We start from the raw sequence: 12,529 nt of genomic DNA, 5'->3' as shown, positions 1-12,529 counted from the left end.
CATCTTATGCAACAAATGAATATTAACCTTGGAGAGTAAGGTTTGGTTCACGGTTTTTTAATCTTGGGGGCTTACATTGGTGAGCAAATCTGATGTGAACAATTAACGACACAGGATCTTTCCATGAAAAAGAACATTATCGCCCTCGCTCTTGGTGGCATGCTGGCTTTTGGCGCAACTCCATTTTCTTTTGCAGCTAACGATGGCGCAGTACAGGCTTCTGCGGATTACGCGCAGTTGGTGACTAAGCGACAAGTTGTCGACCAATTACTTCTTGATGCGTTGCAGGCGTTTAAGTCTCCGGCAAGAATTTCTCACGCGGGCTTCACGGCTAAAATGCCAAGCAACATGGAAATTGTGACTAACCGACTGTTAGAAGCTTACCAGCTAGAACCTTACCGTACTGACTTGCTTATCTCGGCAGCGAACGCTCAGATCTACAACAAGAATGCAGAGCGCGCTATTGAACTGTTTGAGCAAGCGCTGACGGTTGCGCCAGACGATGTCGACTTGCATGCGTATCTAGCGGTTTGGCAGCGATTTGAAGGCAATGAAAGTGAATCCAATAAGCACATGGAGAAACTGGAGAGCCTGAATAAAGGTAAAGCAGAAGACATCAAACGTATTTTTGCAACGGTCGATCGCGTGTTAGAAACACCGTTGAAAGAGTCTGCGGATAAAGGCTTGCTTGATGATCACGGCGCTATCGTCACACTGGGTTACGCGCTTAATCCAGACGGTTCAATGCATCAGATCTTGATTGAACGTCTTGAGACAACATTGGCGATGGCTAAAGCGAACCCAGATGCGATGATCGTGCTTACAGGTGGTGTGCCGAAGAACCATAAGACTGAAGGTAAGTTGATGGCGGACTGGCTTATCGAGAAAGGGGTAAGCAAAGATCGCATTATCGAAGAGAACTACGCGACCAGCACGGTAGGTAATGCCTTGTTCAGTAGCTACGCGCTTGCCCGTCATGATATTAAACACGCGACCATTATTAGTTCGGCGAGCCACGTGCGTCGCGGCCAAACTCTGTTTGAAATTGCGAGCTGGCAAACTGGTCCTCAGGGTATCACCTTTGACACCGTTTCCTACCCAGATAAGCCGCTAGAAGAACTTAAGAAAGCGAGCAGTGGTGAGCTACTAGGCATCTACCGTGATGCACTGAGAACGTATGGTATGTGGAGCTACCGCTCTTACCCACTGGAATCTCGTTAAGCCAAAGCTTCACTTGTTAGTACAATCGAGCACAGCTAGATGGTATGCTGTGCTCCTATTTAATTTAGTGTTTCAAAGGCAAAAAAATGAACCCGATTTTAGCAATGTTGAAAGAGAATAATATTAGCGACGAGCAGATCAGTGAGCTATTTAAAACGCTGACAGAGAACCCTCTTGCAGCAATGGCGACGATCAGCCAACTTGGTTTACCTCAAGACAAGCTTCAAATGCTGATGGGTCAGGTAATGCAAAAACCTGCACTAATCAAAGAAGCCGTTGAAGAGCTTGGCCTAGATTTCTCTAAGGTTGAAGCGGCTAAAGAGCAACTTCAAAAATAATCGAGTGTGACCTAGCGATTGAGTTAATGAGCGATAGCCGATTCGGTTAACGGTTCTTAGCAACGCTAATTAGACTCTTATGAAAAGCCGTTTGAGCATTGTAATTGATACTTAAGCGGCTTTTTTGATCGCCATTAGAATGGGTTAGGGCACAAACTAATACCAGCCCGATGTGACTCATTTGCTCAAATCATGTACTTTCTTGTTTTAACTCGTTCTAAACCGATTAATTCCGGAATTGCTCATGAAATCTAGCTTAAGCATTCGATCTTACACCAAGCAATTTAATACCCATGCTCATGATGACCATCATCAATTGGTACTGCCGATCCAAGGCAGTATCAATATCGAGATGGTGGGGTATGCAGGCAAAGTAGCCGTGGGCGAATGTGTGGTGATTCCGATAACCAGAGCGCATGCGTTTAAGGCGGACGAAGCAGCGCGGTTTATTGTCGCGGATATGGTGGATCTGCCTCAACACTTGTTGGAGCATGAACTTTCGGTTTTCCCGATAACGCCACCTTTAATGAGTTTCTTGTTGTTTGTTGAAAAGCAGTTGGAATATCAGGTTGATAGTGGCATTGAATTATCAATCTTGGATGTGTTTTCACTGCTGTTAGAGCAACAACAAGTGAGTAAAAGCATCGACCCAAGAATCCGCGCCGTACAAAGGCTGATCGCGGATAATTACACGCAGCCGTTATCCATTCCACAGCTTGCAGAAACGGCCTGTTTGAGTCCCACTCAATTCAAAAAACGCTTCAAGGAGTGCCTGGGTATCAGTGCGCTTAAATACATCACTCGATATCGCATGGAGAAAGCCCAAGCCTTGTTAACCCACACCGATTTACCGGTTCAATTGATCGCTGAAAATGTGGGGTATAGTGATGTTTCTGCTTTCAGTCGTCGCTTCTCTCAGCACTTTGGGATGTCTCCAAGGGCGTTTTTAGGCTCAATGAAAGAGAGTCTTTAGAAACAACAAGAGCGTCCTTTCGGCAAACTAAACCTTATCAATCTTCACTATTATCTATTTCAGAACTGAAAATTGGGTAATAGAAATGAATCTTGCCATCAATCGCGTTAACGAATTCCAAACGGGCACTTTAGCCATCTTGTTTGCTTCTATTTTATGGGGCACAACAGGCACCGCCGCAAGTTTTGCGCCTGATCTAAGTCCCTTAGCGATTGGTGCTTTCTCTATGGGGGTCGGTGGCCTAATGCAAGCGGGCTTGGCGTATCGAAAAATCCTATTCGCTTGCGACAAAATTTTGCAGAACAAGAAGCTGTTGGCAGTGAGCGCTTTGGCTTTGGCGGTCTATCCTTTAGCTTTCTATTCCTCAATGAAATTATCAGGTGTGGCGATTGGTACCGTGGTTTCGATTGCTACCGCACCTTTCTTTTCTGTACTGTTAGAGTGTCTTATTAGCAAAAAGAATAATATCAACCGACGTTGGCTTACTAGCTTTGCGATTGGTGTGGTGGGTATTGGGTTGTTGGTGTTTTCAGAGTCTTCATCGGCGAATGAATCCGGTGATGATCTCAAGCTGTTAGGTATTGGCTTAGGTCTGGTCGCTGGGTTGTGTTACGCCATTTATTCTTGGGCGACAAAAGCATTGATAGATAAAGGGATTAAGTCACAAGCAGCGATGGGCAGTATTTTTGGCCTTGGTGCGATGCTGTTGCTGCCAACGCTCTGGTTTACTGGTAATAACCTGTTTTCCTCACAAGCTAACGTATTAGTCATCAGTTATCTTACGTTGATTCCACAATGCTTGGGTTATATCGCGTTCAGTTTTGGTTTACGCCACGTGACTGCGAGCAGTGCCAATCTGCTAACCTTGTTTGAACCGGTAGTTGCAGCGGTGCTTGCCGTCTGTGTTGTCGGTGAGCTGATTCCTTTTACAGGCTGGTTAGGTATGTCTCTGATTGTGCTATGCTTGTTTATACAGTCGAAGCCATCTAAAGGAACGTTATAAGTATTTGTTTTATTGAGCTTAGTTGAAATTTTTTCATGTGTAATTCTTATAATTGAATAAAATCAGTATCTCAGTTGTGAGAGTGCTGTTACTATCGCTATCAATAGTCGGGGGGCACATACCTTATTTGGTGTTTGCTGAGATCGTTAATCGAGACCCGTTGAACCTGATTCAGTTAACACTGGCGTAGGGAACTATAAGCACTCGATCTACGTCTGCACCCATGAAGCCCCTTCATGAGCCTAATGCGACTTCTCCTTCGATCAGTGTTCGTTCTCCTGCGTCTTGTAAGATAGTAGGAGCGACAATGACACACAGTTCTATTTCAAAAGATTTAACGCCAAAAGCCTCAGTTTCACAGCACTCTGCTGATGGTTCGCTTCGAACGAACACTCCGATTGTTTTAACCATTGCAGGTTCTGATAGTGGCGGCGGTGCAGGTATCCAAGCGGATATTAAAGCCATGTCTGCGACCGGTAGTTTCGCTTGTTCGGTCATTACCGCTATCACTTCCCAGAACACTCAAGGCGTTTCCGCCATTTTTCCTATTCCACTCGCCCATGTCGCTAGCCAGTTAGATGCGGTTTTTACTGATCTCAATATCGTGGCAGTGAAAGTCGGCATGTTGGCCGATTCGCAAATCATCAAAGTCGTTGCTGATAAAATCAAACAATACCAACCTAAACACTTAGTGATTGACCCTGTGATGGTCGCGACAAGTGGTGATCTGCTGTTAGAAAACTCGGCAATTACGACGCTAAAACAAGAGTTGATTCCGCTGGCAGACATCATTACTCCTAACTTGCCAGAAGGCGCTGCACTTACAGGCAAAGCGGTACCTGAAAGCGAAGCCGAAATGCAGGGCATGATTGAAGACTTACGCGCACTAGGTGCTAAAGCCGTTCTCTTGAAAGGCGGTCACTTAGAGAAGGATGAGAACAGTAACGACTTACTGATTCTGCCAACCACATCTGATTTGATTAGCGCCAAGCGTTTTCCTACCAAAAACACCCATGGCACGGGCTGTACGCTTTCATCGGCTATCGCTTCTTTCTTAGCTCAAGGCAACACGCTTCCAGAGGCTGTCGACCTTGGCAAACAATACATTTCTCAGGCGATTGCTCATGCTGATGAACTGCAAGTCGGCCAAGGTCATGGCCCAGTAAATCACTTCTTCGCTGGGCACGGTAATGTCCGTTAATACGGTTGGTGTTCAACTCAGCAATGCCTCCTTACGTTACAACGACAGCGAGCACGCGACCTTGTCTGGGTTGTCGCTTAGCTTAAACGCAGGTAAGTGGACGGTATTGCTGGGTCGAAGCGGTTGCGGAAAAACCACCGTATTACGTTATTTGGCAGGCTTGTTGGACGATAAGGTGGAGTGGCAGGGCACATTGGCAACGTCCGATGAATTGCCTTTAACGGATCGCATCGCTTACATGGCGCAGCAGGATTTGTTACTGCCGTGGTTATCGGTAATCGACAACGTATGTCTGAGCCATCGCTTTCAAAACCAGGCTTCTGACAAAGCTCTGCAAATCAATCAAGCACTCGAGTTGTTAGCTTCGGTTGGTTTGGCTGATTATGCGAATGCGATGCCGGAGCAATTGTCTGGTGGCATGCGTCAGCGTGTTGCTTTGGCTCGCACTTTAATGCAAGACAAGCCAGTGGTGCTGATGGATGAGCCTTTCTCTGCGCTGGATGCGGTAACAAGACACAAACTGCAAAGCTTAGCGTGTGAACTGTTGAGGGATAAAACCGTAGTGTTGATCACTCATGATCCACAAGAAGCGGTGCGTTTGGCGGATAACTTGTATGTGTTGCAAGGCACGCCTGCGAGTGCTCACTCTTTATCTGTGCCTCACACGTCAACGCCAAGAGTGCTAGATGGTGAGTGCGCTGAGTTACAACAAGTGATTTTAGATCAGTTGGAGCGTGATTATGAATGACCTAACACGAAGCGAAGCTGTGGATCGTTCAGCTAACGTACAGACTGCCACTACACCTCCTCGTCAGATGAATCCCGCGATGCGTTTGCTTATCAGCAGCGCCGTGATTCTCGGTTTATGGCAGCTGGTGGTGTTTATCTTCGAGATGCCGAGCTTTATTCTTCCCGCTCCCGCAGAAGTCTTTTTAAAGCTGATTGAACGTTACGACGTGTTACTCAAACACACTTGGGTGACTGCACAAGAGATATTACTTGGCTTGCTACTCGGTTTGTCGATGGGGCTATTTTTTGCCCTACAGATGCTGATGTTCGAACCACTGAAACGTTGGTTGTTGCCTATCTTAATTGCTAGCCAAGCAATCCCTGTGTTTGCGATTGCGCCAGTGTTGATGCTGTGGCTGGGTTATGGCATCGCGTCAAAGGTCGTCATGGCGGCGATCATTATCTTCTTCCCTGTAACCACTTGTTGTTATGACGGCCTACGTAATACACCGACAGGGTATCTTGATCTCGCTAAGACGATGGGTGCATCGAAATGGCAATTGTTGCGTTATATCCAACTGCCTGCTGCATTGCCAACACTGGCGTCCGGCATTCGTGTCGCTGTGGTTATTGCTCCAATTGGCGCGGTTGTTGGCGAGTGGGTGGGTTCGAGTGAAGGGCTGGGTTACCTAATGCTGCAGGCCAACGCGCGCATGATCATTGATGAGATGTTTGCTGCCTTATTCATCTTGGCGGTGCTGTCTATCTCGCTCTACTTCATCACAGACAAATTACTCAAAAAAGCTATCCCTTGGGAGAACCAGTGATGGTTCGCTCTATAACACTTTGTTTAATAAAGCTTCGCTCACGCTATTTATCTAAACCAAACTTCGTTAAAAATTAGCTCGATACACACAATAATAATATTCAAAAGGAAAGGTTAACTATGAAAAATACCAAATTGGTAGGTGCAGTGGCACTGCTTGCTTCGCTAGTTTCAGGCCATGCATTTGCGGATTCTGAACAAAAGAAACTGACATTGATGTTGGATTGGTTTGTGAACCCGAACCACGGCCCAATTGTGATTGCCCAAGAGCGTGGCTACTTTGCTGACCAAGGCTTAGAGGTTGAAATCCAAGAGCCAGCCGACCCAAGCACGCCAGCAAAATTGGTTGCTGCCGGTAAGGTCGATTTAGCGGTAACTTACCAACCAAGTTTAACCATGGATGTAGCGGCAGGTTTGCCTCTCGTTCGTGCATCTACTCTTATCGCAACACCATTGAATACGTTGATGGTTTTAGATAATGGCAAGAACGATTCACTAGCGGATCTGAAAGGCAAAAAGATCGGTATTGCGATTGCGGGTAACGAAGAAGCAACCATCGGCACCATGCTAGCTCAAGAAAATGTTGCGTTTACAGACGTGCAAACCATCAATGTCGGTTGGGCACTTTCATCTTCATTGGCATCAGGCAAGGTAGACGCAATCTGGGGTGGCTTACGTAACTTCGAAACCAACCAGTTAGCACTTGAAGGCTTTAAAGCGAAAGCATTCTTCCCAGAAGAGCACGGTGTGCCCGCTTACGACGAGCTGATCTTTGTGGCGAACGCAAAGCAGCACGACGACGAAGCAATCAAAGCATTCAACAAAGCATTGGAACAAGCAACGACTTACATTGTGAACCACCCACAAGAGTCATGGAGTGAGTTTGTGGCGTATTCACCAGATACGTTGAATAACGAGCTTAACCAACGCGCATGGAACGACACACTGACTCGTTTTGCACTTCGCCCTTCTGCTGTAGATATGAAGCGTTACGACGATTACGCGCAGTTCATGTTCGACAAAGGCATTATCAAATCACTACCAAAAGCCGCTGATTACGTACCGACTTTTGACTAAGGAATCTCATGAAATACCAAGACTTAATCCAAGCCTGTCAGCAAGATTGGCAAGACTACACCGAGCATGATTTTGTTAAAACGCTGGCGAACGGCACACTCGCTCAGCCATGTTTTCTGCATTACCTAAAGCAAGATTTTTTGTTTTTGAAGCAGTATGCCCGCGCTTATGCGTTGGCAATTTACAAGGCGAAAACCTTGGCTGATATGCGCCGTGCTCTGCCAAGTGTCCATGCTCTGTTAGATTCTGAAATTTCTCACCACGTGATTTACTGTGGTCAATGGGGTTTGACTGAATCGGATTTAGAAAACGAACCTGAAGATTTCGGTACAGTCGCTTACACGCGCTACGTTCTAGATGCAGGTATGACGGGTGATCTTGTCGATCTTTATGCGGCACTGGCTCCATGTTCAATTGGTTACGCTGTGATTGGTAAAGCGCTTCTAGAAAGCAGTGACACTGTTTTGGAAGGCAACCCATACGCAAGTTGGCTGCAGCTTTACGGTGGAGAAGAGTTTCAGTCGGGTGTGGCAACGGGCGCTGAGTATTTCGATCAGCTGCTTGCTGAAATTGATATCAACAGCGAGCGTGGTCAGAACATCGTTCATATCTTCAAAACCGCAACACGTATGGAAGTGGCTTTCTGGCAGCAAGGCCTGAATGCACTGAATGACTCAACAACGGCTTAAAGCGACTTTTACGAATAAGGATTAATCCATGCTGACTGAACAAATCATCCAATCGCTGCGCGCATTACGAGAGCAAAAACCATTGGTTGTGAACATCACCAACTACGTAGTGATGAACAATACTGCTAATGCGTTATTGGCGATTGGCGCTTCGCCTATTATGGCGCATTCACAACAAGAGCTGGCAGAGATGATGTCATTCTCCGGCGCTTTGGTGATCAATATCGGCACGCTAGATAGTGTGTGGACGCCAAGAATGCGCTTTGCGGTTGAACAAGCGAATGCGAACAACAAGGTGGTGGTTCTTGATCCTGTGGGTTGTGGCGCAAGTACGCTGCGTACCGAAACTTCACGTGAAATTGCACGTTTAGCAGATAAGTTAATCATTCGTGGTAACGCGTCTGAGATTATCGCACTAGCGGGTGAACAAGCGCAGAGTAAAGGCGTTGATGCGCTAGATAGCAGTGATGCAGCATTAGGCGCAGCGCAATGCTTAGTGGCTGAATACGGTGCGAATGTGGTGATTTCTGGTGAGACAGATTACGTTGTCACTAAAGACAGCGTGGTGACGTTAAATAACGGTCATCCAATGATGCCTTATGTGACGGGCATGGGTTGTACTCTTACTGCATTAACGGGCGCTTTCGCTGCTGTTGGTGATGAAAGTGGTTTGGCTGCTGCGGCGGTATTAGGTGTGGTTGGTGAAATCGCAGCTGAGAACTCACGCGGCCCAGGTAGCTTGCAAATGAACTTGTTGGATGAGTTGTACCAGTTAGACGAAGAGACTCTGATTCAACGTTTGAAGGTTCAGTAGATTCAATCTAGATCTGTATTCGTAGCTTATTAAAAAGCCCTCAGCACATATGTGTTGAGGGCTTTTCTATTATTGCTTCAAAACCGTATTAACTCGTCGTCGTGTTAGCTATCTCGTTATATGAGCAATTGGCTTCGTTAGGTTCTAAATCGATTCACTTGGCTTTCTAGATGGTGAGCAACTTCTGTTAAGTCGCTCGCTGCACCTGAAATGCTGCTGACAGATTCTTGATTGCTTTGCGCGATGGTATTGGCACCTTGCGCATTTTCACCCAGCGACTTGGTTAGACGATCCTGCTCATCAACCGATACCGCGATTTGGCTATTAGCCTGATTCAAATCTTGAATGTGTTGGTTAATCACGTGTAAGTTCTGAGAAGCTTGCTGTGCCTGAGTTGAAGCATCTGAAACAGTGCTGTGGCTCTCTTTAATCGACTCTAAGGCATCTTTAGCACCGCGCTGCAGTGATGTGATAAGTTCATCAATCTGGCTTGCAGAGTCTTGGGTGCGCTTCGCGAGTGTTCTTACCTCATCGGCTACGACAGCAAATCCTCGACCTTGCTCACCTGCACGCGCTGCTTCAATAGCCGCATTCAACGCCAATAGATTAGTCTGTTCTGATACGCCTTTAATTACTTCAAGAATGGCACCAATGTTCATCGACTCTTTGTGTAGGTCGGTCACTTTCTGGCTGCTGACCTGCATGCTTTCATCGGCGCTGCCAATCTCATGCAGTGTTTTGTCTACTTCTTTGAGTCCCATCGCCACATTCTCGGTTGCTTGGTTGGCAACTTGAGAGGCGTGGTTAGCACTTGCCGCAATTTCTGATGTGCTGGAAGCTAATTGATCAACGGCAGAAGAGATATTGATCATTTCACTGTTCAATTGTGTTGCGTTGGTCGAGCTGTTATTGGTCACTTGATTGAGTGACTCCGACATCTCACCAATGCGCACACTAGAGCGGTTCACTTGACCAACAATATCACGCAGAGACTCAATGGTGATCTCCATATTAGTCAGCAGTTCGCCAATCTCATTTTTGCTCTCAATGTTCACTTCCACATTCAAGTTACCTTGAGAAAGCTCGTTGGTGATCTGTTTAACCTGCGCGATGCCTTTGGTGATAGAGCGAGTCACCAGCACGGCGCTCGTCATGCCAATAACTAAAGCCACACCCGTCAGCAATATGATGATTTGAATCGAGCGCTTTTCACTGGCTTGCAGCACTGGCGTAAGCGCTTGTTTCTGTTGTTCAAGAATGCTTTGAGCATCCGCGACTGCAATCGCTAAGCTGTCACCAATAGAGGCGAGGGTAGCGGTTCTTTGCGTGTTCTCAATCATCTGTTGATGAACTTGCTCAAAGCCTTTCGCATACGCTTCACGTTGGTTCGAGAAGTCTTCAATCAGTTCACTTTGATAAGGTGATGATTTAAGAGATTCAATATCACCCTCGATACCTGGCAGAGCATATTCAAATATGTCTTTACCCGCTTCATAGGTTTTGAGGTCGTTGTTGTTTGAGTAACTCAGCACAGTTATCTTGGCGGCGAGGAAATTCTCCATCAACATGCCCGCGTACAAGCTCGCGTTTGGATCATTGTTATTGTATGACTCATACAACAAGCTCTGAGCTGCTTTCAGTGCGTTGGTTTCTCGTTTAACCATCTCAACGTTAACGAGCTGGTCAATGAGGAGTTGGCTCTGTTTCATGGATCCATAAGCCACATCAAAGGCCGCAACGCTGTCTTGCACTAACTGTAGGCTAGCTAGGCTATCGGTTTTGGTGGTGGATTGGATTAAGTTGTTGAGCAGTTCATCAATCGCCACTTTGCTCGATTGATAATTCGTTTCGTACTGTTCATCCAATGACTCTAAGTAACGTTCAGAAGCTAAACGCATCTGAAGAAAGTGCACTTGAATGTTGCCAGAGAGTGTTGCTTTGTGGCTGAGTTCACTGTACTGGCTAAAGCCGTTCGACAAGGTTTGGATACCTTTGTAACTCACAAAGCCTGAAATGACGAAAAAGAGCAAGCAGATGGCATAACCCAGCTTGATCTTGAGCGCTATAGAAAGGTGGCGCATAACTATCCCTATATTTACCTGATTCCTTCATAGGGGAGTATTTCATAAAACAGCATTCTGGGCATGCTAAAGCGAATAGTTTGTGTAATAAGTAACGCTTTTGTTAAAAAATTCAGGTTTTTCGATATGCTTTCAACGAGTTGCGTATTTGATGGCATGTGTGAAATTGAGCTAATTTAGTATTAACATCCATACACATCATTCGATTTGTCGGTAAAATGGTGCAACGCCAATTTTAGACATCGACTCCAAAGGTACGATATGAACCCTTATAAGCTCTACTTAGTAACGGATGACCAACAAGATTTAGAAACGCTCAAGTTCGTGGTTGAACAAGCGCTCGCTGGTGGCGTTACTATGGTTCAAGTGAGAGAGAAACACGGAGACGTAAGAGCCTTCATTGAACGAGCACAAGCCGTAAAGTCGATTTTGGCTGGTTCGGGTGTACCGCTGATCATCAATGACCGAGTCGACGTAGCATTGGCTGTCGACGCCGATGGTTTGCATCTGGGGCAATCAGATATGCCAGCGGAGTTAGCGCGTCAATTGATTGGCCCGGACAAGATTCTTGGGTTATCGATTGAAACTGAACGACAGCTTCAAGAAGCGGATAGTTTGCCGATTGATTACATTGGCCTTAGTGCACTTTTTGCTACACCGACCAAGACGAATCTAAAGAAACATTGGGGTTATGAAGGGATTCAAATGGCATTAGATACCACAAGGTTGCCGATTGTTGGCATTGGTGGAATTAACGAGTCGAACATTCCGCAGTTGGTTAAGACCGGCATTCATGGATTAGCCTTGGTTTCAACGATATGTCACGCAGAAAGCCCAAAACAAGCGACGCAGGATTTGCTATCTCTAATGGGAGAGTGAAGGGGAGTAGATACTAGAAAACAAATGAAACTAATCATTTGTTTTCTAGCTAAAGCACAAGCATAGAGTTGTGCTAGATGTACTTATTTACTGGGCATTTAAGTTGCTCTACTTAACATACCGTTTGGTTTACTGAATGCACAGAGCGACCGTGCCGATGATCATAAGAGCGATCGCAGCGTACCAACCGTATTGTGCAGTTTTATCAGCAACAAACACTTTAATGTAGTTGATCTCTTCATGCGCCATTGCAATGAAGTCCGTGTAGTTAATCGACAACTCACGGCTCGCTTCTTTCAGGTCTTGTTGAAGCTTGTTGAAAGACTCATCGATGAAGCCTTTTGTTTCCGAAGCAGATGGAGTAGCAGCTAACGCTAGGCTGTTCCAAACCGCCATACGCGATTCATATTCGCTTTCACTGACACAATTAAGTACGCGTAAATCATACTCTCGTTTGTTACGCTCTTTACCCATTTTCTCAGGGCAAATATTTCTTAAAACGTTCACGACAAATTTTCCAAAAGGTTCATTTAGATATAAAAAAGCACTCGAAGAGCGCTCATAAACTGGGTGCGAATTAATATTCAAAAAGTGATCTATTTGAAGCCGGTATAAGCAACTGCGAGGCAGGGCGCTTATCTAGGAGAATTGAAGTTTGGTCAGTGGTGTTAAAGAGCAACTTGGGTCTATCTTATTCG

Annotated in this window: 13 protein-coding genes and 1 riboswitch; of the genes, 11 read left to right on the top strand and 2 right to left on the bottom strand. The window is 45.8% G+C overall.

The features are described from left to right. Positions 1–123 precede the first annotated feature (123 nt). The 10 genes from BCT34_RS02805 to thiM all read left to right on the top strand — a co-directional run bounded on the left by BCT34_RS02805 (position 124) and on the right by thiM (position 8,871). Positions 124–1,221: a YdcF family protein gene (locus BCT34_RS02805; RefSeq protein ID WP_076655365.1), complete on the top strand. Its 1,098-nt coding sequence runs from the start codon at positions 124–126 to the stop codon at positions 1,219–1,221. Positions 1,222–1,307: 86 nt separating this feature from the next. Then, on the top strand, positions 1,308–1,559 hold the full coding sequence (locus BCT34_RS02800; RefSeq protein WP_076655362.1) for a DUF2999 family protein: 252 nt from the start codon (positions 1,308–1,310) through the stop codon (positions 1,557–1,559). Between the two features lie 244 nt (positions 1,560–1,803). Further along, entirely contained in the window at positions 1,804–2,532 is a 729-nt protein-coding gene (locus BCT34_RS02795; protein WP_076655360.1) for an AraC family transcriptional regulator, read from the top strand. Between the two features lie 85 nt (positions 2,533–2,617). Continuing rightward, the gene (locus tag BCT34_RS02790) at positions 2,618–3,535 is read left to right on the top strand and encodes an EamA family transporter (protein ID WP_076655357.1); all 918 of its coding nucleotides are present in this window, start codon (positions 2,618–2,620) and stop codon (positions 3,533–3,535) included. A gap of 98 nt (positions 3,536–3,633) precedes the next feature. Next, positions 3,634–3,745: riboswitch (TPP riboswitch) on the top strand. A 97-nt stretch (positions 3,746–3,842) separates the two neighbouring features. Next, positions 3,843–4,736, top strand: a complete 894-nt coding sequence (thiD, locus tag BCT34_RS02785; protein ID WP_076655355.1) for a bifunctional hydroxymethylpyrimidine kinase/phosphomethylpyrimidine kinase — start codon at positions 3,843–3,845, stop codon at positions 4,734–4,736. Next, positions 4,726–5,484, top strand: coding sequence for an ABC transporter ATP-binding protein (locus BCT34_RS02780; RefSeq protein WP_076655352.1), 759 nt, complete (start codon positions 4,726–4,728; stop codon positions 5,482–5,484). The genes thiD and BCT34_RS02780 overlap by 11 nt, the downstream gene beginning before the upstream one ends. Beyond that, on the top strand, positions 5,477–6,292 hold the full coding sequence (locus tag BCT34_RS02775; protein ID WP_076655349.1) for an ABC transporter permease: 816 nt from the start codon (positions 5,477–5,479) through the stop codon (positions 6,290–6,292). Before BCT34_RS02780 ends, BCT34_RS02775 begins: the two co-directional genes overlap by 8 nt. Positions 6,293–6,411: 119 nt before the next feature. Then, positions 6,412–7,368 (top strand): ABC transporter substrate-binding protein, encoded by a 957-nt coding sequence (locus BCT34_RS02770; protein ID WP_076655347.1) that lies wholly within the window; start codon positions 6,412–6,414, stop codon positions 7,366–7,368. A gap of 8 nt (positions 7,369–7,376) precedes the next feature. Next, positions 7,377–8,057: a thiaminase II gene (gene tenA / locus BCT34_RS02765; protein WP_076655344.1), complete on the top strand. Its 681-nt coding sequence runs from the start codon at positions 7,377–7,379 to the stop codon at positions 8,055–8,057. A gap of 28 nt (positions 8,058–8,085) precedes the next feature. Further along, a complete protein-coding gene (gene thiM / locus BCT34_RS02760) occupies positions 8,086–8,871 on the top strand; it encodes a hydroxyethylthiazole kinase (RefSeq protein ID WP_076655342.1) in 786 nt (261 codons plus the stop codon). A gap of 137 nt (positions 8,872–9,008) precedes the next feature. Here the strand turns inward: thiM and BCT34_RS02755 are convergent, their stop codons facing one another. Continuing rightward, the gene (locus BCT34_RS02755) at positions 9,009–10,952 is read right to left on the bottom strand and encodes a methyl-accepting chemotaxis protein (protein ID WP_076655339.1); all 1,944 of its coding nucleotides are present in this window, start codon (positions 10,950–10,952) and stop codon (positions 9,009–9,011) included. 261 nt (positions 10,953–11,213) lie between these two features. On the opposite strand from BCT34_RS02755, the gene thiE reads away from it, so the two are divergent. Beyond that, positions 11,214–11,831 carry a thiamine phosphate synthase gene (gene thiE / locus BCT34_RS02750; RefSeq protein WP_076655337.1) on the top strand — a complete coding sequence of 206 codons (618 nt, stop codon included), beginning with the start codon at positions 11,214–11,216 and terminating at the stop codon, positions 11,829–11,831. Positions 11,832–11,960: 129 nt separating this feature from the next. Here thiE and BCT34_RS02745 read toward each other — a convergent pair whose 3' ends face one another. Next, on the bottom strand, positions 11,961–12,305 hold the full coding sequence (locus BCT34_RS02745) for a thiamine-phosphate diphosphorylase (RefSeq protein ID WP_076655334.1): 345 nt from the start codon (positions 12,303–12,305) through the stop codon (positions 11,961–11,963). Between the last annotated feature and the right edge of the window lie 224 nt (positions 12,306–12,529).

The sequence above is a fragment of the Vibrio sp. 10N.261.45.E2 genome, from assembly GCF_002875705.1.
Taxonomy (GTDB): Bacteria; Pseudomonadota; Gammaproteobacteria; order Enterobacterales; family Vibrionaceae; genus Vibrio.
The sequence above is the reverse complement of the archived record's forward strand: the minus strand, read 5'-3'. Positions and strand labels throughout refer to the sequence as shown.

Excerpts from the sequence above, each read along its gene's own strand:
- BCT34_RS02775 (WP_076655349.1), top strand. The coding sequence starts at position 5,477 with ATGAATGACCTAACACGAAGCGAAGCTGTGGATCGTTCAGCTAACGTA.
- thiM (WP_076655342.1), top strand. The coding sequence starts at position 8,086 with ATGCTGACTGAACAAATCATCCAATCGCTGCGCGCATTACGAGAGCAA.
- BCT34_RS02790 (WP_076655357.1), top strand. The coding sequence starts at position 2,618 with ATGAATCTTGCCATCAATCGCGTTAACGAATTCCAAACGGGCACTTTA.
- BCT34_RS02795 (WP_076655360.1), top strand. The coding sequence starts at position 1,804 with ATGAAATCTAGCTTAAGCATTCGATCTTACACCAAGCAATTTAATACC.
- BCT34_RS02755 (WP_076655339.1), bottom strand. The coding sequence starts at position 10,952 with ATGCGCCACCTTTCTATAGCGCTCAAGATCAAGCTGGGTTATGCCATC.
- BCT34_RS02770 (WP_076655347.1), top strand. The coding sequence starts at position 6,412 with ATGAAAAATACCAAATTGGTAGGTGCAGTGGCACTGCTTGCTTCGCTA.
- BCT34_RS02805 (WP_076655365.1), top strand. The coding sequence starts at position 124 with ATGAAAAAGAACATTATCGCCCTCGCTCTTGGTGGCATGCTGGCTTTT.
- BCT34_RS02800 (WP_076655362.1), top strand. The coding sequence starts at position 1,308 with ATGAACCCGATTTTAGCAATGTTGAAAGAGAATAATATTAGCGACGAG.
- thiD (WP_076655355.1), top strand. The coding sequence starts at position 3,843 with ATGACACACAGTTCTATTTCAAAAGATTTAACGCCAAAAGCCTCAGTT.
- tenA (WP_076655344.1), top strand. The coding sequence starts at position 7,377 with ATGAAATACCAAGACTTAATCCAAGCCTGTCAGCAAGATTGGCAAGAC.
- BCT34_RS02745 (WP_076655334.1), bottom strand. The coding sequence starts at position 12,305 with ATGGGTAAAGAGCGTAACAAACGAGAGTATGATTTACGCGTACTTAAT.
- BCT34_RS02780 (WP_076655352.1), top strand. The coding sequence starts at position 4,726 with ATGTCCGTTAATACGGTTGGTGTTCAACTCAGCAATGCCTCCTTACGT.
- thiE (WP_076655337.1), top strand. The coding sequence starts at position 11,214 with ATGAACCCTTATAAGCTCTACTTAGTAACGGATGACCAACAAGATTTA.